Here is a 24,284-nt window from a genome sequence, read left to right as displayed (position 1 = left end):
CCCGGCTTCCTTCTCTTGCTGAGAGGCCTGTGGGAAACAGCGGATGTTCCCCACAGGCTGTGGATCAGTTCTCGCTCTTGGACTCGACCGCGTGGCCACCGAACTGGTTGCGCAGCGCCGCGATCATCTTCATCTGCGGGGAGTCGTCCTGCCGCGAGGCGAACCGGGCGAAGAGCGAGGCCGTGATCGCGGGCAGCGGCACGGCGTTGTCGATGGCGGCCTCGACCGTCCACCGGCCCTCTCCGGAGTCCTGCGCGAAGCCGCGCAGCTTCTCCAGGTGCTCGTCGTCGTCCAAGGCGTTGACCGCGAGGTCGAGCAGCCAGGAACGGATGACCGTGCCCTCCTGCCAGGAGCGGAAGACCTCGCGCACGTCCGTGACGGAGTCGACCTTCTCCAGGAGCTCCCAGCCCTCGGCGTAGGCCTGCATCATGGCGTACTCGATGCCGTTGTGGACCATCTTCGAGAAGTGGCCCGCACCGACCTTGCCGGCGTGCACGGAGCCGAAGTCGCCCTCGGGCTTGAGCGCGTCGAAGATCGGCTGGACCTTCTCGATGTCCTTGGCGTCGCCGCCGTACATCAGGGCGTAGCCGTTCTGCAGGCCCCAGACGCCGCCGGAGACGCCGCAGTCGACGAAGCCGATGCCCTTGGCGGCGAGCTCCTCGGCGTGCTTCTCGTCGTCCGTCCAGCGGGAGTTGCCGCCGTCCACGACGACGTCGCCGGGCTGGAGCAGCTCGGCGAGCTCATCGACGGTGGACTGGGTCGCGGCTCCCGCCGGAACCATCACCCAGACGACGCGCGGACCCTTGAGTTTGCCCACAAGCTCTTCGAGGCTGTGGACATCCGCGACGTCCTGGTTGCGGTCGTATCCGATGACGGTGTGGCCTGCGCGGCGGATGCGCTCGCGCATGTTGCCGCCCATCTTGCCGAGGCCGACGAGACCGAGCTCCATCAGTGGTTCCTTAAGTAGCGATGTGGCGTGGAGGCACCTTCGTACCCGCGTCCGAGCCTACGCCCGGACGCCCGCTCACACCTGTGGGCTCAGCCGCTCAGACGTACAGGCATGATCAGGTACTTGTAGGCCTCGTCGGCCTCCGCGTCCAGGGCCGGCCTGCCGCTCAGGAGCGCGGGCTTCGTCGACGTCGTGAACGACAGCTGGGCGACCGGGGAGTCGATCGCGCTCAGGCCGTCGAGCAGGAACGTCGGGTTGAAGGCGATCGAGACGTCGTCACCCTCGAGCTGGGCGTCGACCCTTTCCACAGCCTGTGCGTCGTCGCTGGAGCCGGCCTCCAGGATCAGCACGCCCTGCTCGAAGCTGAGCCGCACCGGGGTGTTCCGCTCGGCCACCAGGGCCACGCGCTTCACGGCCTCGACGAACGGGGCCGTCTCGATGACCGCGATCGAGTTGAACTCGGTGGGGAAGAGCGTCTTGTACTTCGGCAGGTCGCCCTCGAGGAGACGCGTGGTCGTACGCCGTCCGGCGCCCTCGAAACCGATCAGGCCCTCACCTGCACCGGAGCCGGACAGCGCCAGGGTGACCGTGTCGCCGCTCGTGAGCGCCTTCGCGGTGTCCAGGAGCGTCTTGGCGGGCACCAGGGCGACCGCGGACGCCTCGGGGTTCTCCGGCTTCCACAGGAACTCGCGGACCGCGAAGCGGTAGCGGTCGGTGGAGGCCAGCGTGACCGTGTCGCCCTCGATCTCGATGCGTACGCCGGTCAGGACGGGCAGCGTGTCGTCGCGGCCCGCGGCGATGGCCACCTGCGCGGCGGCCGAGGCGAAGACCTCACCAGGGACCGTGCCGGTCGCGGTGGGCATCTGCGGCAGCGCGGGGTACTCCTCCACAGGAAGTGTGTGGAGTGTGAATCGCGAGGAGCCGCAGACCACCGTGGCCCGTACACCGTCTGTGGAGATCTCCACCGGACGGTTGGGGAGGGCGCGGCAGATGTCGGCGAGAAGCCGGCCGGAGACGAGGACCGTGCCCTCGTCGTCGATCTCGGCGTCCACGGAGACGCGCGCTGAGACCTCGTAGTCGAAGCTGGAAAGGCTGAGTGCGCCTTCCTCGGCCTTCAGCAGCAGGCCCGCGAGGACAGGTGCCGGTGGCCGGGCCGGGAGACTGCGCGCCGCCCACGCCACTGCCTCCGCGAGTACGTCGCGTTCCACCCGGATCTTCACTTAGCCGCCCTCCTGCTGTTGCTGGCACTGGGGACCAGTCTGACGCACCGCGCTGACAGTGGGTGCCCGTCGGGGTCAAGTCGTGACGAGCGGCGTCTGAGGTCCGGAGCGCGAGTTGTGCACAGGCCCCTCTTCGAAGCCAATTCCCCGGTGACTCTAGGGGGCAGTAGTAGTAGGGCCTGTGGAAACCGTGGATAACCGCGTATGCGCAGGTCAGTGCCGGTTTTTTATCCACTGCGCCTGTGGGCGGAGGCGGTGGACAACCGGTGGTTTCTGTGGACGGGCGAAAGTTCTGCACACCCGATGCACAGGGAGGGGGTACTTCTCCCCAGCGCCATCCCCAGTTTTACCCACCTTCCCCACAGGCCAACCGACCACCTTGGTGTGACGCCTTTCACTCGGCACGGTGACGGGGCGCGTTGCGTTGCCGAACAGTGGACAGCCGTGTGGAGAAGCTGGGGAAAGCTGGGGACAACCGGCCCGAGCCTGTGGGTGGCCGGTGGACAAGTTCATGCACACCCTGTGGACGAGATTTTCCTCCACAGGCTGTGGAGGACCGTCGTCCACCAATCCACAAGCACTTGACCTGGCTTGATGATCCTTCAGCAGGGTCCCCTGTGGACAGCGTCTGGACAACTTCCCGGTCCCCAGGGTGTGGAGGGGAAAAAGTGCGCACATCTGTGGAGAACAGGCCTCTCAGCTGGGGAAATCGAACAGCGGGGACGGTCCGACGGGCTCCACGCGCGCGTGCACAACGGCAAAGGGCGCCCCGGAAGTTGTCCCGGGGCGCCCTTGAGAGGTGTTCGGCGGTGTCCGTCAGCCGTTCTTGATGCGGTTGGTGAGCTCGGTGACCTGGTTGTAGATCGAGCGCCGCTCGGCCATCAGGGCGCGGATCTTGCGGTCCGCGTGCATGACCGTCGTGTGGTCGCGGCCGCCGAACTGCGCGCCGATCTTGGGCAGGGAGAGGTCCGTCAGCTCGCGGCAGAGGTACATCGCGATCTGGCGGGCCGTCACCAGGACGCGGCTGCGCGAGGATCCGCAGAGGTCGTCCACCGTGAGGCCGAAGTAGTCCGCGGTCGCGGCCATGATGGCCGGAGCCGTGATCTCCGGAGAGGCGTCCTCGCCGCCCGGGATCAGGTCCTTCAGGACGATCTCCGTCAGCCCCAGGTCCACCGGCTGCCGGTTGAGCGAGGCGAAGGCCGTGACCCGGATCAGCGCGCCCTCGAGCTCACGGATGTTGCGTGAGATGCGGGACGCGATGAACTCCAGAACCTCCGGCGGGGCGTTGAGCTGCTCCTGCACCGCCTTCTTACGAAGGATGGCGATACGCGTCTCGAGCTCCGGCGGCTGGACGTCGGTGATCAGTCCCCACTCGAAGCGGTTGCGCAGCCGGTCCTCCAGCGTCACCAGCTGCTTGGGCGGCCGGTCGCTGGAGAGCACGATCTGCTTGTTCGCGTTGTGGAGCGTATTGAAGGTGTGGAAGAACTCCTCCTGCGTCGACTCCTTGCTCGCGAGGAACTGGATGTCGTCGACGAGCAGGATGTCCATCTCGCGGTACCGCTTGCGGAAGGTGTCGCCCTTGCCGTCGCGGATGGAGTTGATGAACTCGTTCGTGAACTCCTCGGAGCTCACGTAGCGCACGCGCGTGCCGGGATAGAGGCTGCGGGCGTAGTGACCGATGGCGTGCAGCAGGTGCGTTTTGCCGAGCCCGGACTCCCCATAGATGAAGAGGGGGTTGTACGCCTTGGCGGGCGCCTCGGCCACGGCGACGGCCGCCGCGTGCGCGAAGCGGTTCGAGGCGCCGATCACGAAGGTGTCGAAGAGGTACTTCGGGTTGAGGCGCGCGGTGGGTTCGCCGGGCGCCGACGCCGGGGCCGGCTGAGCGGCCAGCGGGCCGGGGGTGCCGCTGCCGTGGACACCGTGACCGTTGCCGTGGCCGCCGCCCCTGGGGTCGTGGCCGCCGGATCCCTGCGACTGGTCGTGACGCTCACGTCTGTCGTGGCGGTCGTGGCGGTCCTGCTGGTCCTGCCGGTCCTGGCGGTGCTGTTCATACGGGGAGTGCCCCTGCGGGGGCTGCGACCGGTAGTCGTGCTGGGGCTGCTGCTGGGGGCTCGCGTACGGGTCCCGCTCGGGGAAGCCGAGGCGCTGCTGCTGCCAGCCGTAGTCGTCCTGCTGGGGCTGCTGCTGCGGCCAGGCGCCGGGCGCGGGGCGCTGATAGTCGGGGTACGCCGGGCGGGCGGTCGGCAGCTGGTCGGACCCGTGGCCCGAGGAGTGGTCGTCCGAGGTGCGGCGGCCGTAGCCGTCGTACTGCTCATGCCCCTGATGGGGGCCCGGGTGCTGCTCCGGCTCCTCATAGCGCTGCTGCTGTTGCTGCTGGCCGGACTGCTGCTGGTACGGCGGCGTCGTGGGGCCGGGCCGGTCCATCGGGTCGCCGACCGAGTCGTCCACCGTGATGGCGATACGGATCGGGCGGCCGCACTCGCGGCTCAGCGACTCGCTGACGATGGGGGCGAGGCGGCCCTCGAGCACGCCCTTGGCGAACTCGTTCGGCACGGCCAGCAGGGCGGTGTCGGCGACCAGTGCCAGCGGCTGGCAGCGCTTGATCCAGCGCTCGTCCTTCGCGTCTACTCCGTGTCCCCGCCCCTCACCCAGCAGCTGCTCCAGAACTCGTGGCCACACTGCGGCAAGATCGGCAGGTACGTCAGCCACAAGGCACGCTCTCTCACGGGGTCCCACGAAGGTGTGGTTCTTGGGACGGAAATCGGGATGGGCAGGGAGAAGGGAATGAATCGGAGTTTGGCCACGGTAGTCAGGGCAACGGCTGCGGTTCAAGTTGTTGTCCACAGGCTGTGCACAGTGTCTCTCCCTGACGGTCGGTTTGACCGGATGGCGTAGCCCCGCGTACCGTGACCAGGTCGAGTTGTCGATGGCTGCTGCCGCCTGCCTCCGATGGGCAAAGATCACGATCTGTGATTGTGAAGCGGTGCACTCGGTGCGTATTCGCGAGCTTCTCGTGGGCGCACGGTGACAGCCAGGCGATGTCCCGCCACCACACAATCATTTCTGGAGCCCCCGAGTGAGCAAGCGCACCTTCCAGCCGAACAACCGCCGCCGCGCCAAGACCCACGGCTTCCGCCTGCGGATGCGCACCCGTGCCGGCCGCGCGATCCTCGCGAACCGTCGTGGCAAGGGTCGCGCCAGCCTTTCCGCCTAATCGTTTAGGTCATGACGTCGTGCTGCCTACCGAGCATCGGCTGAGGCGGCGCGAAGACTTCGCGACCGCGGTACGCCGAGGACGACGGGCCGGACGCCCGCTTCTCGTCGTCCATCTTCGTAGCGGTGCAACGGACCCGCACGCGCCTGGGGAGAGCGTTCCCCCGACGCGTGCGGGTTTCGTCGTGAGCAAGGCCGTTGGCGGAGCAGTCGTACGCAATACGGTGAAGCGCAGGCTTCGCCATCTGATGCGCGACCGGGTGAGCCAGCTGCCCCCCGGTAGCCTGGTAGTCGTACGAGCGTTGCCCGGATCGGGTGACGCCGCCCATGCACAGCTGGCCCAAGACCTGGACGCCGCCCTTCAGCGGCTGCTGGGAGGGGGCGCTCGATGAAGTACCCACTGCTGGCTCTGATCAAGCTGTATCAGTGGACGATCAGTCCGCTGCTTGGTCCGGTGTGCAAGTACTACCCGTCGTGCTCTCGCTACGGCTACCTGGCCATCGACCGGCACGGTGCGATCAAGGGAACGGCGCTGACGGCCTGGCGCATCCTGCGGTGCAATCCGTGGTCGCTCGGTGGTGTCGACCATGTCCCGCCGCGCAAGCGTCCGCGGTGGCACGAGATGCTGCGCGCCATGTGGCGCGAGCGCAAGGGCGGGCCCTCCGCCGCTGGCGTGCCCTCCGAGGAGATGTCCCCGGATACCCCGAGCCCGGCCGCCGAGACCCCGTCCCATGCTCAAGGAGCCTGATTAGTGGACACGATTGCCAGTCTGTTCAGCTTCATCACGACACCCGTTTCCTGGGTCATCGTCCAGTTCCACTCGCTGTACGGGGCCATTTTCGGTCCTGACACGGGCTGGGCCTGGGGCTTGTCCATCGTGTCCCTGGTGATCTTGATCCGTATCTGCCTGATCCCGCTCTTCGTGAAGCAGATCAAGGCGACCCGGGCGATGCAGACGCTGCAGCCCGAGATGAAGAAGATCCAGGAACGCTACAAGAGCGACAAGCAGCGTCAGTCCGAAGAGATGATGAAGCTGTACAAGGAGTCGGGTACGAACCCGCTCTCCTCGTGCCTTCCCATCCTGGCGCAGTCGCCGTTCTTCTTCGCCCTCTACCACGTGCTCTCCGGCATCGCGTCGAACGACACCGTCGGTGTCATCGACAAGCCGCTGCTCGAGAGCGCGCAGAAGGCACACATCTTCGGTGCCCCGCTGGCCGCGAAGTTCATGGACAGCCAGGAGAAGGTCGAGGCGCTCCACGCCTCGCTGACCGACGTCCGCGTTGTCACCGCGATCATGATCATCCTGATGTCGGCCTCGCAGTTCTTCACGCAGCGCCAGCTGATGACGAAGAACGTGGACACGACGGTCAAGACGCCGTTCATGCAGCAGCAGAAGATGCTGATGTACGTCTTCCCGATCATGTTCGCCGTGTTCGGCATCAACTTCCCGGTCGGTGTTCTCGTCTACTGGCTGACCACCAACGTGTGGACCATGGGTCAGCAGATGTTCGTGATCCGCCGCAACCCGACTCCGGGCTCCAAGGCTCAGGCCGCGTACCTCGAGCGCCTGCAGAAGCAGATCACGCACCACAAGAAGGTCCGGGGCCGCGGCAACGTCAACGTCATCAAGGCGATCGTCGCCAAGGGACGTGACCGCAACGAGTTCGAGCGCAAGTTCATCAACGGTCTGAGCAAGGCGGGCCTCGCGGCCCAGGCCGACGGCACCGTCGCGCCGAGCGACTCCGCTGTCGCCACGGAGACCGAGGACGGGACTCCCGTCGGCGGCGCTACCCCGAAGCGGCAGCAGCCCAAGCGCCAGAGCAAGTCGCAGCGCCAGTCCGCCGCCACTCACGGCAAGACGGAGAGCGACACGGCGACCCCTTCGGACGCGAAGACGTCGCTGGAGAAGACTCAGGACGAGCCTGAGGACGCCGCTCCCAAGGGCAAGCCCGCGGGTGGCAAGTCGTCCGGGTCAGGTAACGCACGCCAAGCCAAGTCGGGGCAGCGCAAGGGCCAGCAGCGGCCCAAGCACCCGTCCAAGAAGTAGAAGGAGTCCATCCCGTGACGGAAGGCACCACCGCCCCCGCCGAGGCCGAGGTCGAGGCCGGCGACACCCTCACCCGCCTCGAGCAGGAGGGTGAGATCGCGGCGGACTACCTCGAGGGTCTGCTGGACATCGCCGATCTCGACGGCGACATCGACATGGACGTCGAGGCCGACCGCGCCGCTGTCTCCATCATCAGCGACTCGAACAGCCGCGATCTGCAGAAGCTCGTGGGCCGTGACGGTGAGGTCCTGGAGGCGCTCCAGGAGCTGACGCGTCTCGCCGTGCACCGCGAGACCGGTGACCGCAGCCGCCTCATGCTGGACATCGCGGGCTACCGCGCCAAGAAGCGCGAGGAGCTCTCCGAGCTGGGTGCCAAGGCCGCGGCCGAGGTGAAGAGCTCGGGCGAGCCGGTCAACCTCAAGCCGATGACGCCCTTCGAGCGCAAGGTCGTGCATGATGCGGTCAAGGCCGCCGGTCTGCGCAGCGAGTCCGAGGGCGAGGAGCCGCAGCGCTTCGTCGTCGTGCTTCCCGCCTGATCGCACGTCGTTTCCCGGCCCCGTCTGTTCGCAGGCGGGGCCGGTCTTTGTCAGCCTGATAGTCAGCCACCCCAGTGCGGTACGGAAGGACGGTCCCCGTGACGGAGGCAGCGGAGCTCCCCTCGGCGCCCGAGCAGGCCCGGGCGGTATTCGGTGAGCGCTTCTCGGACGCGGTCCGGTACGCGGAGTTGCTGGCCGACGCGGGAGTGCAGCGAGGACTGATCGGCCCCCGCGAAGTGCCTCGGCTGTGGGAGCGGCACCTGCTGAACTGCGCGGTTCTCTCCGAGGTCGTGCCCGAGAACGTGATGGTGTGCGACGTCGGCTCGGGGGCGGGTCTGCCGGGCATTCCGCTGGCCCTCGTCCGCCCGGATCTGAAGATCACGCTGCTTGAACCTCTGCTGCGGCGGACCACCTTCCTCACCGAAGTGGTGGAGCTGCTCGGGCTCGACCATGTGACCGTCGTGCGGGGGCGCGCCGAGGAGGTCCTTGGCAAGCTGCCTCCCGTCCATGTGGTGACCGCGCGGGCCGTGGCGCCACTGGACCGCCTCGCGGCCTGGGGCGTGCCGCTCCTGCGTCCCTACGGGGAGATGCTTCTGCTCAAGGGCGACACGGCCGAGGAAGAGGTCAAGGCCGCTGGGGCCGCACTGAGCAAGCTCGGCGCGGTGACCACCTCGGTGCTGCATGTCGGTGAGGGCGTGGTGGACCCACTGTCCACCGTCGTGCGGGTCGAGGTCGGGGAGAGCCCCGGCGGTGTGCGCTTCGCGGCCAAGCGCGCGAAGGCTGCTCGGACCGGTCGTACTAGGCGTCGTCGCTGAGCTGTCCTGCCCTCGTCGTTGATCCGTCCTGACGACGAGCCGTACTCCACACAAGCTGCCAAACGTACGCATACCGGGGTGTCGCGCATGCGGCACCCCGGCTGCCGTGCATCGTGTTTCACGTGAAACGTCGCTCACTGCTGCATGGCATCATCAGTCGCGGCCGCGCTGTGGAACCTCGCGAGCGTCGGCCACTCGGTTCCCTCGATAAGGGAACGGAGTTGTCCACAGAGGTGGATTCGTCCACAGAAGACCGGGCCTCGCTGGTTCACGACCCTCAAAGCATGGGAGGCTCTGTTCATTGCGAGCCTGAAGTCGAGGAGAGTGAATCCTTGCGGTCCGACGCCAACATCGCGGGACCGATGACCGATCCGGTCCCCGGTCCCCGTACCGAGTCGGCGGGGGAGGATGTTTCACGTGAAACACCGCCCCCGATGGACGACACCCCCATCGGTCGTGCTGCCCAACTGGCGGTGGAAGCCCTGGGCCGAGCAGGCGAGGGCCTGCCACGACCCGAGCAGACCCGAGTCATGGTGGTTGCCAACCAGAAGGGTGGAGTGGGCAAGACGACGACAACCGTCAACCTCGCCGCTTCGCTCGCTCTGCACGGCGCGCGCGTCCTGGTCATCGACCTCGACCCGCAGGGCAATGCTTCCACGGCGCTGGGTATCGACCACCACGCGGAAGTGCCGTCCATCTACGACGTGCTGATCGACAGCAAGCCACTCTCTGAAGTCGTGCAGCCGGTCCCCGATGTAGAGGGACTCTTCTGTGCCCCGGCCACCATCGATCTCGCCGGTGCGGAGATCGAGCTGGTGTCGCTGGTGGCCCGAGAGAGCCGACTGCAGCGAGCGATCCAGGCGTACGAGCAGCCGCTGGACTACGTCCTCATCGACTGCCCGCCTTCGCTTGGACTGCTGACGGTCAACGCTCTGGTTGCCGGCGCGGAGGTGCTGATCCCCATTCAGTGCGAGTACTACGCACTGGAGGGCCTCGGTCAGCTCCTGCGCAACGTCGACCTGGTCCGAGGGCACCTCAACCCTCATCTGCACGTCTCGACGATTCTGCTCACCATGTACGACGGCCGCACGCGGCTCGCTTCACAGGTGGCGGACGAGGTGCGCACTCACTTCGGCGAAGAGGTCCTGCGGACGAGCATTCCCCGCTCGGTCCGGATCTCCGAGGCGCCGAGCTACGGCCAGACCGTGCTCACCTACGATCCGGGGTCGAGCGGTGCCCTCTCGTACTTCGAGGCGGCACGAGAGATCGCGCTTCGCGGCGTCGGCATTCGCTACGACGTACAGCACGCCCACCTGGGCGCTCAGAATGATCAGCACAGCACGACGGAGGGGATGCAGTGAGCGAGCGACGGAGAGGGCTGGGCCGTGGCCTCGGCGCTCTGATCCCTGCGGCCCCGACGGAGAAGTCGACCGCCCAGGCCATGAACGGAGCCTCGGCTTCGCCCAGCGCCGTACCAGTACTCACGGCCGAGCGGGGTGTGGCGGCCGCGAAGGTGACGGCGCTCCCGCAGAGCCCTGTTTCACATGAAACGGAGCAGCCGCCGAAGGAAGCGGTGGAGATCGAGGAGAGCCCGGTCGGTGCGCACTTCGCCGAGCTGCCTCTCGACTTCATCACGCCCAACCCGAGACAGCCCCGTGAGGTCTTCGACGAGGACGCCCTCGCCGAGCTGGTGACCTCCATCAAGGAGGTCGGGCTTCTCCAGCCTGTCGTCGTTCGGCAGGTAGGGCCCTCGCGCTACGAGCTCATCATGGGTGAGCGGCGTTGGCGGGCTTGCCGTGAGGCAGGACTCGAGCGCATCCCGTCGATCGTCCGCGCCACGGACGACGAGAAGCTTCTCCTGGACGCGCTCCTGGAGAACCTGCACCGTGCTCAGCTGAACCCGCTGGAAGAGGCTGCCGCCTACGACCAGCTGCTCAGGGACTTCAACTGCACGCACGACCAGCTCGCGGACCGGATCGGCCGTTCCCGCCCGCAGGTCTCGAACACGCTGCGGCTGCTGAAGCTGTCGCCGGCGGTTCAGCGCAGGGTCGCCGCGGGCGTGCTCTCCGCGGGCCACGCTCGCGCTCTGCTGTCCGTCGAGGACTCGGAGGAGCAGGACCGCCTCGCGCACCGGATCGTGGCCGAGGGGCTCTCGGTGCGGGCCGTCGAGGAGATCGTGACCCTCATGGGTTCGCGGCCGCAGAGCACTCCGCGGGCCAAGGGGCCGCGCGCGGGTGCCCGGGTGTCGCCGTCGCTGACCAGCCTTGCCTCTCGTCTCTCCGACCGGTTCGAAACCCGGGTGAGGGTGGACCTGGGGCAGAAGAAGGGCAAGATCGTCGTCGACTTCGCCTCGCTGGAAGACCTGGAGCGCATCCTCGCGACGCTCGCTCCGGGTGAGGGGCCGGTCCTGAAGAACGGGCTCGCCGAGGACTCGGCCGAGGACGGCACGGAGGGCGAACAGGCCTGAGTCTCATCAGCCAGTCCGCCGAGAGCGGGCCGTGTCCGGTGTGTACCGGAACACGGCCCGCTCTTTGCTTTCCTACGGTATCGGTGCAATCGCATCGTGGATACGATGCGATTGGGTATGGCACATCCAGCTGCGGCGCCTCATTGGGGAGGGGAGGGCCATGCGATCGGTGAGCCGGACCGGACTGATGACTGCGGGCCTTGGGCTGGGAGCTGTCGGCGGATTCGTCGGCAGCCTGCTGAAGGAACGGAGCGCTCTGACTGCCGCCCGTGATGCGGCGGGCGAAGGAAGTGAGGAACAGCCTTCATGGGGCGTCGGCTCGTACCGCTCACGCTGGACAACCTTCCGGACCTTCCCCAGCGTTGCCGGACGTGTGTCTTCTGGGAGCTGGACCCGGTCAGCGGCCAGGCCGCGGTAAAGGCCGGGACGCCGGAGCTCGAGAAAGAGGCGTGGATCTCCGCGGTCCTGCTCGAGTGGGGATCCTGCGGTCGGGTCGTCTACGTAGATGATCTTCCGGTGGGCTTCGTGCTGTACGCCCCGCCGGCGTACGTACCTCGCGCCACCGCGTTTCCGACGAGCCCGGTGTCCCCCGATGCCGTCCAGCTGATGACGGCCTGGATCATGCCGGGTTATCAGGGCCAGGGCATCGGCCGCGTCATCGTCCAGACCGTCGCGAAGGATCTGCTGCGACGGGGGTTCAAGGCGATCGAGGCTTTCGGGGACGCCCGATGGGAGAAGCCCGCCTGTGTGCTGCCCGCCGATCACCTGCTGGCGGTGGGCTTCAAGACGGTCCGTCCGCACCCCTCATACCCACGGCTGAGGCTTGAGCTGCGTACGACGCTCTCCTGGAAGGAAGACGTCGAGATGGCGCTCGACCGGTTGCTGGGAGCGGTACAGAAGGAGCCCGTGCTCCGGCCGCTCTGATCCTGGGCAGCGCCGACTACCTCCTGTCATGCGAATGGGCCAGCCCTGGTGGGCTGGCCCATTCGTGTTTCACGTGAAACAACGCGTCGCCTGTTGTGGCGTCGCTCGTTACTCGGCGATGAAGTCCGCGAGGTCGCGCTCCAGGGCCGCCTTCGGCTTGGCGCCGACGATCGTCTTGGCCACCTCGCCGCCCTGGTACACGTTCAGGGTCGGGATGGACATGACGCCGTACCTGGCCGCGATGCCCGGGTTCTCGTCGATGTTGAGCTTGACGATCTCGATCTTGTCGCCGTGCTCGGCCGCGATCGCCTCAAGAGACGGCGCGATCTGGCGGCACGGTCCGCACCAAGCGGCCCAGAAGTCCACCAGGACGGGCTTGTCGTTCTTCAGGACGTCTTCCTCGAAGGAGGCGTCGGTCACGTTCTTCAGAGTGCCGGCCACGGCGGGCTCCTTAACTCGGTGATGCGGTGGGGAGGATGGGATGTCAGACGGCGGCGGCGGCCGTCTCGCTGTCCACGAGGGCAGCGAGGAACCGCTCGGAGTCCAGGGCGGCGGAGCAGCCGGTGCCGGCCGCCGTGATCGCCTGGCGGTACGTGTGGTCGACGACGTCACCGGCGCCGAAGACGCCGGGCACGTTCGTCCGGGTCGAGGGAGCGTCCACCTTCAGGTAGCCCTCGTCGTCCAGGGTGAGCTGGCCCTTGAAGAGCTCCGTGCGCGGGTCGTGGCCGATCGCGATGAAGAGGCCGGTCACGGGCAGCTCGGAGGTCTCACCCGTCTTCAGGTTGCGCAGCGTCAGACCGGAGAGCTTCTGCTCGCCCTTGATCTCGGCGACCTCGCTGTCCCAGATGAAGCTGATCTTCGGGTCGGCCATCGCGCGCTCCTGCATCGCCTTGGAGGCACGCAGGCTGTCGCGACGGTGCACGATCGTCACGGACTTGGCGAAGCGCGAGAGGAAGGTGGCCTCCTCCATCGCGGTGTCGCCGCCGCCGATCACGGCGATGTCCTGGTCCTTGAAGAAGAAGCCGTCGCAGGTCGCGCACCAGGAGACGCCGCGGCCGGAGAGCGCGTCCTCGTTCGGCAGGCCGAGCTTGCGGTGCTGGGAGCCCGTCGTGACGATGACGGTCTTCGCGCGGTGCACGGTGCCCGCCGTGTCCGTCACGGTCTTGATCTCACCGGTGAGGTCGACGGAGATCACGTCGTCCGGCACCAGCTCGGCGCCGAAGCGCTCGGCCTGGGCCCGCATGTTGTCCATAAGCTCGGGGCCCATGACGCCGTCCTGGAAGCCGGGGAAGTTCTCCACCTCGGTGGTGTTCATCAGCGCACCGCCTGCGGTGACGGCGCCCTCGAACACCAGGGGCTTCAGCGACGCTCGCGCGGTGTAGAGCGCCGCCGTGTAGCCGGCGGGCCCGGAGCCGATGATGATCACGTTACGGACGTCGGTCACGGCTTGATTCCTCGTCTCTGGAGACTGCTGCGTACTGCTGGTGGGTGCCTGTATCAGGTCTCTCATCCCACCCAACGGATCCTACGGGGCATGCATTCCCGACGTGTCCGAGCGCACGGAAGCATGTCAGGGGACGCCAGGATGCCACGCTGTGCTGAGTCTCCCGCCGCAGTGGTGAGAAGGTCAGGGCCGCGCGTAGGAGTTGGTCAGCAGAACCTTGCCCGCAGCGGAGGCAGACGACGCCTTGTCCACACACGTCGCGTCGACCACGTACGCGGAGACCTTCGTCGCGTCGGAGTCATGGGACGCCACGACGAGGTAGGCGTCCTTCCCCTTATAGGTGCCCTTCTCGGCAGCCAGCGGAGCCTTGTCGCCGATACCGAGCTGGATGCACGTCGGGACGGTGACCGTGGGCTCGCGCATCTTCTGTTGTTCCTTCGGGGACTCCGGGCTGGACCGCACGTCGAAGGACGGCTTGTCGCTGCCGGACTCGGGGCTCGTGGTGGGGGCCTTGGCGAGCAGGTCCGTCACCTGACCCTTGAGGTTGTCCTCGGAGAAGGCGTGCGCGGAGTTGGTGTGTTCCGAGGCCGTCTCGCCGCCGCCTCCCGAGTCACCGCCAACGTTCTGCAGCAACAAGGAACCGAGGCCGATGGCGGCTGCCGTGAAAACGGCGCCCAGTACTACGTTGCGTTGACGGCCGCTCCGCAAGCGACCGCGTCGTCCAGGCCCAGTGGCAGCGCGGGAGTGTCCCGCAGGGCGATCGGCGGGCTCGCCGCGTTGCACGGAGGCGGGCGATGTTTCACGTGAAACACGTGCGGCTGCCGTTGGCTCCGGTGCCGGGTCCGGATCGATCGCCTCAACTGATCCTGGTGCGATGGAGTCAAGGAGCGCTTCCGCGGCCAGAGCGGCGTCGATGCGTCCTGCGACGTCGGCCGGCATCCGCGGCGGCCCCGGCAGGGTGCCGAGAATCCCCCGGATCTCCTCCAGGGAGTCATAGACGTCGGCGCAGAGCTCGCAGTCGTCCAGGTGCTGCCGGACGTCGGCGGTTCGGGACGGAGGCAGCAGGCCCTCCGTGAGGTCGGAGATCTCGGCGACTTCTGGGTGCCCGGCCGAATCGGTCGTGGTTGTCACGCTCGCCCACCTCCGCCCTTCACAGCAGCTGAATCGCTTGGTCCCGCGTCCCGTGGTCCCGCTGCAGGTGGGACGGATGTCCCCTGCGTCCGGTTCCTTCCGCGGTCAGACTTCTTGCCTTCTTCGCCGTCGCCGCCGTCTCCGCTCTGCTCACGGGGTTCCGTACGCAGATGGGTGAGCAGCGGCAGCAGTCTGGCTCTGCCGCGAGCGCAGCGGCTCTTCACGGTGCCGGTGGGTACATCGAGCACGCTGGCAGCTTCGGCCACCGGGTACCCCTGCATGTCCACGAGGACGAGGGCGGCGCGCTGGTCGTGCGGGAGGGTGCCCAAAGCCTCGATGAGCTCGCGGTGGAGATCGCCGCGCTCAACAGGCGCTTCCGCCGACTCGTGCGGTTCGAGGAGTTGCTCGAGCCGTTCGGTGTCGTCGATGGGGGAGGTCTTGCGGGATGCCGCCTTACGGGCCCGGTCGAGGCAGGCGTTCACGGTGATGCGGTGCAACCACGTCGTGACGGCCGACTGGCCGCGGAAGGTGTGGGCGGCGCGGTAGGCGGAGACCAGAGCGTCCTGGACGGCGTCAGCGGCTTCCTCGCGGTCGCCCAGCGTGCGCAGGGCCACCGCCCACAGGCGGTCGCGATGGCGTCGGACGAGCTCGCCGAAGGCGTCCTTGTCCCCTGCCACGTGGCGGGCCAGGAGGTCCTTGTCGCTGATCTCGCCGTGCGTGGTGTCGTCCACCGTCGAACCCCCTCCCCCGGTGAGCCTCGGCCTCAGCCCGTGAACTTCACGTCCGTGATGGCCTGCTTGTACCCGGCGCTGCTGTACTCGTCACGCGGTGACTGCGGTACGTCGGTGAGCCAGACCAGTACGTACCGTGTGGCGACCGGCTTCTTCGCCTTGATCTTCGCGGACTGCCCGGTGGTCGTGACGGTCCCGATCTTCTTCATGGAGCTCGGGGGCGTCGAGGAAGACATCGAGTCCGCGGCGTACAGCTCGACCGTCGTGTGGTCGCCGCCGTACCGGAGCCCGAGCGACGCGGCCGACACGTCCTCTTCCTTGCCGAGGTCGTAGACGATACCGACGCCGGGCTTGTACGGGGCCAGCTTCGGGCCCTCTATGAAGCTCTTCGACCGCCAGTAGGTCGAGTCGTCACCGTCGTACGTGTTGGGTACGCCCGCGAGATCTTGCGGGCCGCCCTTGAGCACGTACTCCTCGCCGTTCACGATCTTGATCGGATGCGCGGTCTTCGGCTCGCTCTTCTCGCCGTCGTCGGACGTGTCGGCGCTGCCGGGGTCCTCGGAATTCCCCCGGTCCATCAAGGCGTCCGCGAGCTGCCAGCTGCCGAGCCCCAAAGCCGCGATGAGCAGTGCGGACACGGCCCACTTGAGGGCTTTGCCGGTACGGCTCTGCAGCGGGGGCGGCGGGGTCGGGACGGCCTGGGTGACACCGGGGCGGGGTGTGGTGCGGCCGTAGGTGCCCTGCTGGTACGTCGTCCGCTGGTACTCGGGCGGTGCGGTGAAGGCGGGCTCCGGCGGGCGGATGCGCGGCATCTCGCCGATCGCCTTCACCAGCTCCTCCGGGGTCGTGCACGGCGGATCCTGGCGGGAAGCCGTCGCACCCTCGTTCACGAGCGCGCGCATGGCGAGCTCGGAGAGGCCCCTGTGCACGCCTGCGCGCACCTGGTCGGGGGCGATGAGGCCGACACCCTTGGGGAGCCCGGAGAGGCCGTACGCGTCGTCCTCGTACGGCCAGCGCTGGGTCAGTGAGGCGTACAGGAGCGCGCCGATCGCTTTGGTGTCCGTGCGCTGCGGGGTGTCGGAGCTGATGCCGCGCAGCGCCGCGTTCACGGCGAGGCCGCGGATGCGGTACTGCCCGGAGGACGTCCGCAGCACCGCGCTCGGGGTCAGCCGCAGATGGGCGAGCCCCTCGCGGTGGGCGGCCGCCATGGCTTGGGCGACCTGACTGACGAGCTGATACGCGTCGTGCGCCTCAAGAGGGCCCGCGGCGAGCAGCGCGGTCAGTTCCGTGGCGTCCGGCAGCCACTCATGAACCACGTAGACGAGGTCGTTCTCCTCGACGGCGTCCAGAACGTGGACGAATCGGGGATCGCCGAGCAGCGCCGACGAGCGGGCCGCGGCGAGCACCGATCGTGCCCGCGGATGGTCGGCGGGCAGCAGGTGCACGCCGACAGCGCGGCGGAGCTTCTCGTCCACCGCACGCCAGCTGCTGAAACCGTCCAGACGGGTGACGCATTCTTCGAGTCGGTAGCGTCTGGCGAGCTTGTGGCCGCTGTGCAGCTCGGGGGGTGATGCCGCCCCCGCGCCCATGGGCTCACCCATCTCTGCTGCGCCTTCTTCTGCCGTTTCCCGCTCCCGGGTCTGGGCCACCCCGTCGGCCGTGGCCTCGTCCGCCTTCGCGGTCAGCGGCTCATCGCCACTGTTGTCTGCCACGTCGACGGCAGCCGTGCTCCGTTCCGCCACCGTCGTTCCTGCCTCCCCATCCATCGCGCTTCGTCAGACGCCAAAGCCAATTGTGCCCACAGTCCGGCGCTATGCACGACACGCGGTGGCCGGTGATGGTTGTGCGAACCCCTGTATCTCACCGTCCGAGACGGCCGCGCACCATCCCGACCATCGAATTGAGCTCCGCAATCCGCATCTTTCGGGCGGCCACGAAGAAGACACCACCGAGAATGACTCCACCGACCACCAAAGCGATCAGGGAACCACCCGCTCCGTCGCCCAGAGTCTTGAGGATTCCGTAACCTGCGGCGCCGCCGAGAAGGGCCGCGGGGATGCACGCCATGGCGAGTCGGGCGTACGTGCGCAGGACTTGGGTACCGTCCAGATCGCCGCCGAGGCGGTTGCGCAGCCTGCGCCAGGCGACTCCGACGCCGACCGCGTAGGCGAGGCCGTACGCGGCGGCCATGCCGACCACGGCCCACTCCGCGGGCAGGAGGACGTAGGCGAGGACACTCGCCGCCGCGTTGACGGCGGCCACGATGACCGTGTTGTAGAAGGGCGTCCGGGTGTCTTCGTAGGCGTAGAAGCCGCGCAGGACGACGTACTGAACCGAGTACGGGATCAGCCCCAGGCCGAACGCCATCAGGACGAATCCCATGGACTGGGCGGCCTGGCTGCCGCTGGAGGCGAAGAGCAGGGTGCACATCGGGACGCCGAGGGCGACGAACGAGAAGGCGACCGGGACGATCGCCACCGCTGAGGTGCGCAGCCCTTGCGAGATGTCGTCGCGGACCGCGCCGGCGTCGTTGTCGTGGGCCGAGCGCGAGATGCGGGGCAGCATGGCCGCCATGACGGAGACGGTGATGATGGCCTGCGGCATGCCCCAGATCAGCTGGGCGTTGGAGTAGGCCATGATGCCCGAGCCGTCCTTGCCGGAGGCCTTGCCCGCGGCGGTGGCCAGCTGGGTGACGACGAGGACGCCGGCCTGGTTGGCGAGGACGAAGAGCACCGTCCACTTGGCGAGCTTGACCGCCTTGCCGAGCCCGTGGCCCTTCCAGTCGAAGCGCGGCCGGAACCGGAAGCCCGTCTCGCGCAGATACGGGATCATCGCCAGGGCCTGGACCACCAGGCCGAGCAGGGTGCCGATGCCGAGGAGACGGACACCGTCCGCCGGGATCGACTCGACCCTCATGCCGGAGTCGCCGGACGTCCCGTAGACCCAGATGAACAGGCCGAACGTGAAGATCATGACGATGTTGTTGAGGACCGGCGTCCACATCATCGCGCCGAACTTGCCGCGGGCGTTGAGGATCTGGCCCATCACCACGTGCACGCCCATGAAGAAGATGGTGGGCAGGCAGTAGCGGGCGAAGGTGACCGCGACGTTGTTGGCCGCCTCGTCGTTCGCGATGGGGGTCGACATCAGCTTGACCAGTAGCGGCGCCGCGAAGACGGCGAGGCCGACGATGAGCCCCAGCGCGACCATGACGAGGGTCAGCAGACGGTTGGCGTAGGCTACGCCGCCGTCCTTGTCGTCCTTCATGGCTCGCACCAGCTGCGGCACGAACACCGAGTTGAGGCCGCCGCCGACGGTCAGGATGTAGATCATCGTCGGCAGCGTGTACGCGACGGTCCAGGCGTCACCGAGCGTCGCGGCGCCGAGAGCCGCGGTGATCACCATGGTGCGCACGAAGCCGGTGAGGCGGGAGACCATCGTGCCCGCGGCCATCACCGCACTCGACTTCAGCAGGCTCGACGCCCGTCCGCCGCCGCCCGACTTCGGGGCCGGTGCGGGGGCCGGGGGAGCTGCCGGTGCCGGGACCATCGGAGGCTCGGCAGGCTGGTAGCCGCCCTGCTGCTGATAGCCGTCGCCTTGGGGGTACCCAGGGCTCTGCGGATAGCCATTGCCCTGCGGGTAACCGGTGTTCTGGGGGTAGCCGTCCTGTTGGTAGCCACCGGACTGCTCGCGGTAGCCGCCGTGCTGCTGGTCCCGGAAGAGGTGGGCGAAGGCGTCCGGCTCGTGACGTTCCTCGCCGGCCTGGGTGACCAGGTCGTCGACGCCCACGAACTGCGTCGTGCGGGCGTCGTCACCGTACGGGAGGTGCCGGGTCGGGCCTTCGGGTTCGGGGGCCGGGGTCTGCGCCCATACGCGAGGGTCCGGGGCGTGCTCAGGGGAAGGCGGCTGGGCGTAGAGCGGCTGAGGGTCCTGGTAGTACCCGGGCGGCGGCGGGGGGTGCGCGGCGCGGTCGTACAGCGCCTCGGTCACCGGGTCCTGGGTGGCGAGGTCCTGTGCCCGGTAGGGGTCCTGGTCGTAGGCATCCTGGAGGTACACGTCCGGCGCAGGCTGGGGTGGCACCTGCCCGTCCTCAGGAGGACCGGAACCGCCCGCGCCCTGGCCACGGTCACCGTCGTACGGCGCGTTCATGGATTACCCCACCTCATCGTCCCCGGGCCCACCGGCCACGACATCGCTCAACGGTCCACTCTCTCACCCGTGTCCGACGGGTCGGTGCTTTCCGGAGCGGTGTCCGGTGTCGGGTCACTCGGCTGCTCGGGGTCGTCCTCCCCGGACTCTGTGCCGGACTCGCCGTCCGGTCCGGCCTCCGGGCCGTCCTCCGGGCCCTCCTCCGCCTGCTTGCGGGCGGCCCGCTTGCGCTGGGTGTACATCCGGAATCCGGCGAGGACGAGCAGCAGTACGCCGCCCGCGATGACCAGCATCACCGTGAGGGTGATCTCGGTGACGTTCACATCGAACTGGACCCTCTTGCCGTACGGCTGCCCGTCCTCGGTGTAGAGCTGGGCGTAGACCGGGACCGGTCCGTTGGCATTGGCCGTGGTGGTGAACTTCACCGACTGGGCGTGCCCGCCCGAGATCTTGACCGGCTGCTCCCAGTAGGCCTTGCCGCCGATCTTCAGACGGGTGGGGTTCTCCGACGTCAGGCGCAGAACCATGTGATCGACGCCCTGGACCAGGTTGTTCTGCACCGTCACGGGGATCGTCGCGCTGCGCCCGGAGAGCTTCGCGTCCGACTTGTCGATCAGTGCCACTTGCTCGACGAGCGTGGTCAGGTAGTCCGACACGCCCTGGCGGAATGTCGCCGCCTCGGCGGCCCTGCCCCGCCAGGACGTCGACATCTCGCGGTCTATGGCCCGCCCGAAGGGCGTGATGACGCGGTCGGGCTCGCTGAGGATCGTCTGGAAACGGTTGAGCTTGTTCTGGGTGCCCTGGATCGAGGTGAAGGCCGACTTCGGCAGCTCCTGCTTGCGCAGCGCCGCCGGGTAGGACCTGGCGGACGGAACCTGGGTCGTGGCCGCCGGGTCCGGCTTCGCCTTGGCCGCCGCCGAGAGATCCTGCGGCTCGGACCAGCGCTCTTCCGAGAGCGCGGTCAGGGCCTTGGCCATCGCCTGCGCCTGGCTGGCGGACGGCATGCGCTGCGGGGCCACCACGATGCTCCGCTGCTTGTCCGGGTCCTGCAGCGTGACCATCAGGCTCTGGGCGAGGAACTGCTGCACGGCGAGCGTGGAGTCCTCGGCCCCCGTCATGTCGCCCTGGAAGGCCGTGGAGAGGCGTGCGTCGGCCACCACGGCCGTCGTGCCGCCGCCGATGGGCCGGGCGGCGTTGGGCGTGTACGGCAGCGCGTTGCCCTCACGCAGGCTGTCGCTCCGGGCGATCACCGAGTGGGCGCCCGCCGAGGTGGAGACGTCGACGATCGACGGGTCGAGGGCGCCGTCCACGGGCCACGCGAAGTCCGACTGCGGCTTGACGTGAAGGATGGAATCCACGGCCATCGCCCCGGCGTCGGTGGCGTCCTTGAGCTGGCCGAGGGAGCCGGTGACGGTCCTGCCGTTGTGGGCCAGCGAGGCCAGGTCGGGATCGGCGAAGGGCAGCGCCACGACCTTCTTGTTCTTTACGGTCTGCTCGAGCTTGTTGAGCCAGTCCTTGGCGAGCGCCTGGTTCTTGCCCGCCGTGGTGCCCTTGCCGTCGGCGGTCTGCACCCGGTAGTTCCGTGTCATGTGGTCGACCGAGGCCAGCAGGTCGGGGTCGACGACCCAGGTCACGTCGAGCTGACGGCCCAGGGACAGCATCTGTTCCAGGCGGCCGCCCGGAGCGAGCTCCTTGGCCAGGTCGTCGTCCGTGAAGACGGGAGTCTGCTGCTCGTCCGAGCCGGTCTCCGCCGTGAGATGCGAAGTGGAGATGAGCGGCCACAGGTAAGTCGTCTTGGTCTTGGTGTCGGCGGCGCCCGACTGCCACGGCAGGAAGGTCCGCTCGAAGCCGAGTACCTGGGACCACGGCTGGGCATTGGTCCGGCCGGTGAGCGAGACGCCCAGCTGGTAGACGCCGTCGGCGCCGAGGTCAAGCGCCTTGACCGGGACGGAGATGCTGAAGTCCTGGCGGATGCCGGGGGCGAGCTTGGAGAACTTCTTGACGTACTTGCCGCCCACCTCGGTGCCGTCGGCTCCCGGGCGGTAGCCGGTGCGCTTGGCGGCGGAGTCGATCTGGCTCCGGCCGTTCAGGACCGGCCCCAGGCGCAGCCCGACCTCGGCCCCTGTGACCGGCTGCTTGCTGTCGTTGGTGACGGTGCCGGAGATCGTGAGCGTGTCGCCGTCCGTCGGCGCGGTGGGTGTGAGTTTGTTGAGCGAGACGTCGACGGTGCTCGAACCGGTGGCGTCTGCCGGCGCGCTCGGCGTCGCGGCGTGTGCGGTCGGCTCAGCCGACATCTGCAGCACGCCGGCCAGCAATGGGGCCCCAGCCAGCAACGCTGCCGTACGCCGCAGCCACCGGCGGGCAGGTGAGGGACTGGTCCCCGGGAAGTCTGCCGCCTCGGCCACGCGTTGCCCGTCCTCGTCGTCGTCAGTGGTCGTCGGTTGTGCGTCCACGCATGGTAACGAGGTGCGCTGTGGCTAAGTGCCGCGGACTGCTCCACATGATCGGAAGACCTGGCCGGAGAGGGGCGCGCGGCCCTGGAGGCCCCGCCGAAAACGGGGCGGCTGGGGGCGTCCGGGGCACGTACCCTTTTCTGTTGTGCCGAACGCCAATGAAGAAAACCCCAGCGCACTGAGCCAGGTGCAGCGCCGCGCGGTCAGTGAACTGCTGCGTGTGTCCCCTGTCGCGGACGACCTTGCCCGCCGTTTCCAGGAGGCCGGGTTCTCTCTCGCCCTGGTCGGCGGATCAGTCAGAGACGCGCTCCTTGGCCGGCTCGGCAATGACCTGGACTTCACGACGGATGCCCGCCCCGAGGATGTACTGAAGATCGTCAGGCCGTGGGCGGACTCGGTCTGGGAGGTCGGGATCGCCTTCGGCACGGTCGGGAGCCAGAAAGACGGCTACCAGATCGAAGTCACGACATATCGGTCCGAGGCCTACGACAGGACCTCGCGCAAGCCCGAGGTGTCGTACGGCGACTCCATCGAGGAAGACCTCGTGCGTCGCGACTTCACCGTCAACGCGATGGCCGTCGCTCTCCCGGAGAAGGAGTTCATCGACCCGCACGGAGGCCTTGAGGACCTCGCGGAGCGTGCCCTGCGAACCCCTGGCACCCCCGAAGAATCCTTCTCCGACGACCCGCTGCGGATGATGCGGGCCGCCCGGTTCGCCGCGCAGCTCGACTTCGAGGTGGCTCCGGAGGTCGTCGCCGCGATGAAGGCGATGGCCGAGCGCATCGACATCGTCTCCGCGGAGCGTGTCCGTGACGAATTGAACAAGCTGATCCTCTCGCCGCACCCGGCGAAGGGGCTGGCTCTACTTGTCGACACAGGCATCGCCGACCGCGTCCTGCCGGAGCTTCCGGCGCTGCGTCTGGAGAGTGACGAGCACCACCGTCACAAGGACGTCTACGACCACTCGCTGATCGTCCTCGAGCAGGCGATGGCGTTGGAGGAGGACGGCCCGGACCTCACGCTGCGGATCGCGGCGCTGCTGCACGACATCGGAAAGCCGCGGACGCGGCGCTTCGAGGACGACGGCCGCGTCTCCTTCCACCACCACGAGGTGGTGGGCGCCAAGATGACCAAGAAGCGGATGACGGAGCTCAAGTACTCCAACGAGCTCGTGAAGGACGTCTCGCGCCTGGTGGAGCTGCACCTGCGCTTCCACGGCTACGGGACGGGCGAGTGGACGGACTCCGCCGTACGCCGTTACGTGCGCGACGCGGGCCCCCTCCTCGACCGGCTGCACAAGCTGACCCGGTCCGACTGCACGACGCGCAACAAGCGAAAGGCCAACGCGCTGTCGCGTGCGTATGACGGCCTAGAGGAGCGCATCGCGCGGCTCCAGGAGCAGGAGGAGCTGGACTCGATCCGTCCCGACCTCGACGGCAACGAGATCATGGAAATCCTGGACGTGCGGCCGGGCCCGGCGATCGGCCAGGCCTACAAGTTCCTGCTGGAGCTGCGGCTGGAGAACGGGCCGATGGAGCGTGACGCGGCAGTCGCGGCGCTCAAGGAGTGGTGGGCCGCGCAGGAGTGAGGTGGGGCGAGGTGCGGTGTTTCACGTGAAACATCGCACCGGATCCGGACATGCGAAGGGGCACTGTTTCACGTGAAACAGTGCCCCTTCGCGTTTGCTGCTACTTGTTCTTCAGGCAAAGCACCACGTCGTGGCCGCTGCCGGTCTGGTAGTAGGAGACCTCGGTCCCCTTGACCGCGTCGCACTTGCTGACGCTGCTGGTGTTGTCGAACTTCTCGATGACCTCGAACTCGGCGTCGCTCGAGGAGCAGTCGGTGTTCTTGAGGTCCGGCGCGGACTGCGTGCCCTTGTTGTGCAGGCAGTCACCGACGGCCGTCGTCTCGGCATCGCTCTGGCCGAAGTACCACTTGCCGGCGGCGATGAGGATGGCGACGACTATGAAGCCGCCGATGCGCAGCATGAGCTTCTTGCCGCGTCCACCACCGCTCGGCGCGGCCGGAGGAGGAACCGGCGCCCCCTGGTTGTACGGCGGGTAGGGCTGCTGCGGCGCGGTGGGCTGTCCCGGCTGCCCGGGGTGCGGCTGCAGGCCCTGGCCGTACGGATTCTGGCCCTGGGGCGGAGTAGTCACTTTGGGGGTCCCCCTCGAACGGAAGCGCGATGGCGCGGATACGACGTCC

21 protein-coding genes are annotated in these 24,284 nt (G+C 68.0%); 10 read left to right on the top strand and 11 right to left on the bottom strand.

Going from position 1 to position 24,284, the window contains the following annotated elements; genetic code table 11:
* Positions 1-64 precede the first annotated feature (64 nt).
* From gnd to dnaA, 3 genes are all read right to left on the bottom strand, one after another.
* A complete protein-coding gene (gene gnd, locus ACWFRU_RS33235) occupies positions 65-949 on the bottom strand; it encodes a phosphogluconate dehydrogenase (NAD(+)-dependent, decarboxylating) (RefSeq protein ID WP_453691842.1) in 885 nt (294 codons plus the stop codon).
* Between the two features lie 89 nt (positions 950-1,038).
* Positions 1,039-2,169 (bottom strand): DNA polymerase III subunit beta, encoded by a 1,131-nt coding sequence (gene dnaN / locus ACWFRU_RS33230; RefSeq protein ID WP_399395609.1) that lies wholly within the window; start codon positions 2,167-2,169, stop codon positions 1,039-1,041.
* An 816-nt stretch (positions 2,170-2,985) separates the two neighbouring features.
* On the bottom strand, positions 2,986-4,878 hold the full coding sequence (gene dnaA, locus ACWFRU_RS33225) for a chromosomal replication initiator protein DnaA (RefSeq protein ID WP_453691841.1): 1,893 nt from the start codon (positions 4,876-4,878) through the stop codon (positions 2,986-2,988).
* A gap of 367 nt (positions 4,879-5,245) precedes the next feature.
* Between dnaA and rpmH the strand changes: the two genes are divergently transcribed.
* From rpmH to ACWFRU_RS33180, 9 genes are all read left to right on the top strand, one after another.
* Entirely contained in the window at positions 5,246-5,383 is a 138-nt protein-coding gene (gene rpmH / locus ACWFRU_RS33220; protein WP_006381191.1) for a 50S ribosomal protein L34, read from the top strand.
* Positions 5,384-5,402: 19 nt separating this feature from the next.
* A complete protein-coding gene (gene rnpA / locus ACWFRU_RS33215) occupies positions 5,403-5,774 on the top strand; it encodes a ribonuclease P protein component (protein ID WP_453691840.1) in 372 nt (123 codons plus the stop codon).
* Positions 5,771-6,130, top strand: coding sequence for a membrane protein insertion efficiency factor YidD (gene yidD / locus ACWFRU_RS33210; RefSeq protein WP_363210335.1), 360 nt, complete (start codon positions 5,771-5,773; stop codon positions 6,128-6,130). The genes rnpA and yidD overlap by 4 nt, the downstream gene beginning before the upstream one ends.
* 3 nt (positions 6,131-6,133) lie before the next feature.
* A complete protein-coding gene (yidC, locus tag ACWFRU_RS33205) occupies positions 6,134-7,429 on the top strand; it encodes a membrane protein insertase YidC (protein WP_453691839.1) in 1,296 nt (431 codons plus the stop codon).
* Positions 7,430-7,443: 14 nt separating this feature from the next.
* Positions 7,444-7,965 (top strand): Jag family protein, encoded by a 522-nt coding sequence (locus ACWFRU_RS33200; protein ID WP_135332061.1) that lies wholly within the window; start codon positions 7,444-7,446, stop codon positions 7,963-7,965.
* 98 nt (positions 7,966-8,063) lie between these two features.
* On the top strand, positions 8,064-8,780 hold the full coding sequence (rsmG, locus tag ACWFRU_RS33195; protein ID WP_361193803.1) for a 16S rRNA (guanine(527)-N(7))-methyltransferase RsmG: 717 nt from the start codon (positions 8,064-8,066) through the stop codon (positions 8,778-8,780).
* Between the two features lie 284 nt (positions 8,781-9,064).
* A complete protein-coding gene (locus ACWFRU_RS33190) occupies positions 9,065-10,141 on the top strand; it encodes a ParA family protein (protein ID WP_363210331.1) in 1,077 nt (358 codons plus the stop codon).
* Positions 10,138-11,247: a ParB/RepB/Spo0J family partition protein gene (locus tag ACWFRU_RS33185; protein ID WP_453691838.1), complete on the top strand. Its 1,110-nt coding sequence runs from the start codon at positions 10,138-10,140 to the stop codon at positions 11,245-11,247. Before ACWFRU_RS33190 ends, ACWFRU_RS33185 begins: the two co-directional genes overlap by 4 nt.
* Positions 11,248-11,553: 306 nt before the next feature.
* Positions 11,554-12,171, top strand: a complete 618-nt coding sequence (locus ACWFRU_RS33180) for a GNAT family N-acetyltransferase (RefSeq protein WP_363210329.1) — start codon at positions 11,554-11,556, stop codon at positions 12,169-12,171.
* A gap of 108 nt (positions 12,172-12,279) precedes the next feature.
* On the opposite strand, the gene trxA is transcribed toward ACWFRU_RS33180, so the two are convergent.
* From trxA to ACWFRU_RS33145, 7 genes are all read right to left on the bottom strand, one after another.
* The gene (trxA, locus tag ACWFRU_RS33175) at positions 12,280-12,612 is read right to left on the bottom strand and encodes a thioredoxin (protein WP_363210328.1); all 333 of its coding nucleotides are present in this window, start codon (positions 12,610-12,612) and stop codon (positions 12,280-12,282) included.
* 43 nt (positions 12,613-12,655) lie between these two features.
* Positions 12,656-13,615, bottom strand: a complete 960-nt coding sequence (gene trxB / locus ACWFRU_RS33170) for a thioredoxin-disulfide reductase (protein WP_365826863.1) — start codon at positions 13,613-13,615, stop codon at positions 12,656-12,658.
* Between the two features lie 183 nt (positions 13,616-13,798).
* Positions 13,799-14,746, bottom strand: coding sequence for an anti-sigma factor family protein (locus ACWFRU_RS33165; RefSeq protein WP_453691837.1), 948 nt, complete (start codon positions 14,744-14,746; stop codon positions 13,799-13,801).
* Positions 14,743-15,477, bottom strand: coding sequence for an RNA polymerase sigma factor SigM (gene sigM / locus ACWFRU_RS33160; RefSeq protein WP_453691836.1), 735 nt, complete (start codon positions 15,475-15,477; stop codon positions 14,743-14,745). The genes ACWFRU_RS33165 and sigM overlap by 4 nt, the downstream gene beginning before the upstream one ends.
* A 32-nt stretch (positions 15,478-15,509) precedes the next feature.
* Entirely contained in the window at positions 15,510-17,219 is a 1,710-nt protein-coding gene (locus ACWFRU_RS33155; RefSeq protein WP_453691835.1) for a protein kinase family protein, read from the bottom strand.
* 118 nt (positions 17,220-17,337) lie between these two features.
* Positions 17,338-19,626 (bottom strand): murein biosynthesis integral membrane protein MurJ, encoded by a 2,289-nt coding sequence (gene murJ / locus ACWFRU_RS33150; protein ID WP_453691834.1) that lies wholly within the window; start codon positions 19,624-19,626, stop codon positions 17,338-17,340.
* A 47-nt stretch (positions 19,627-19,673) separates the two neighbouring features.
* On the bottom strand, positions 19,674-22,031 hold the full coding sequence (locus tag ACWFRU_RS33145) for a DUF6049 family protein (RefSeq protein ID WP_453691854.1): 2,358 nt from the start codon (positions 22,029-22,031) through the stop codon (positions 19,674-19,676).
* Between the two features lie 193 nt (positions 22,032-22,224).
* Here ACWFRU_RS33145 and ACWFRU_RS33140 point away from each other — a divergent pair, with 193 nt between their 5' ends.
* On the top strand, positions 22,225-23,667 hold the full coding sequence (locus ACWFRU_RS33140; RefSeq protein WP_453691833.1) for a CCA tRNA nucleotidyltransferase: 1,443 nt from the start codon (positions 22,225-22,227) through the stop codon (positions 23,665-23,667).
* 100 nt (positions 23,668-23,767) lie between these two features.
* On the opposite strand, the gene ACWFRU_RS33135 is transcribed toward ACWFRU_RS33140, so the two are convergent.
* A complete protein-coding gene (locus tag ACWFRU_RS33135; RefSeq protein WP_453691832.1) occupies positions 23,768-24,235 on the bottom strand; it encodes an LppU/SCO3897 family protein in 468 nt (155 codons plus the stop codon).
* Positions 24,236-24,284 lie beyond the last annotated feature (49 nt).

This window comes from Streptomyces sp. NPDC055099 (assembly GCF_053607685.1).
This window is presented reverse-complemented; position numbering and strand designations above follow the sequence as displayed.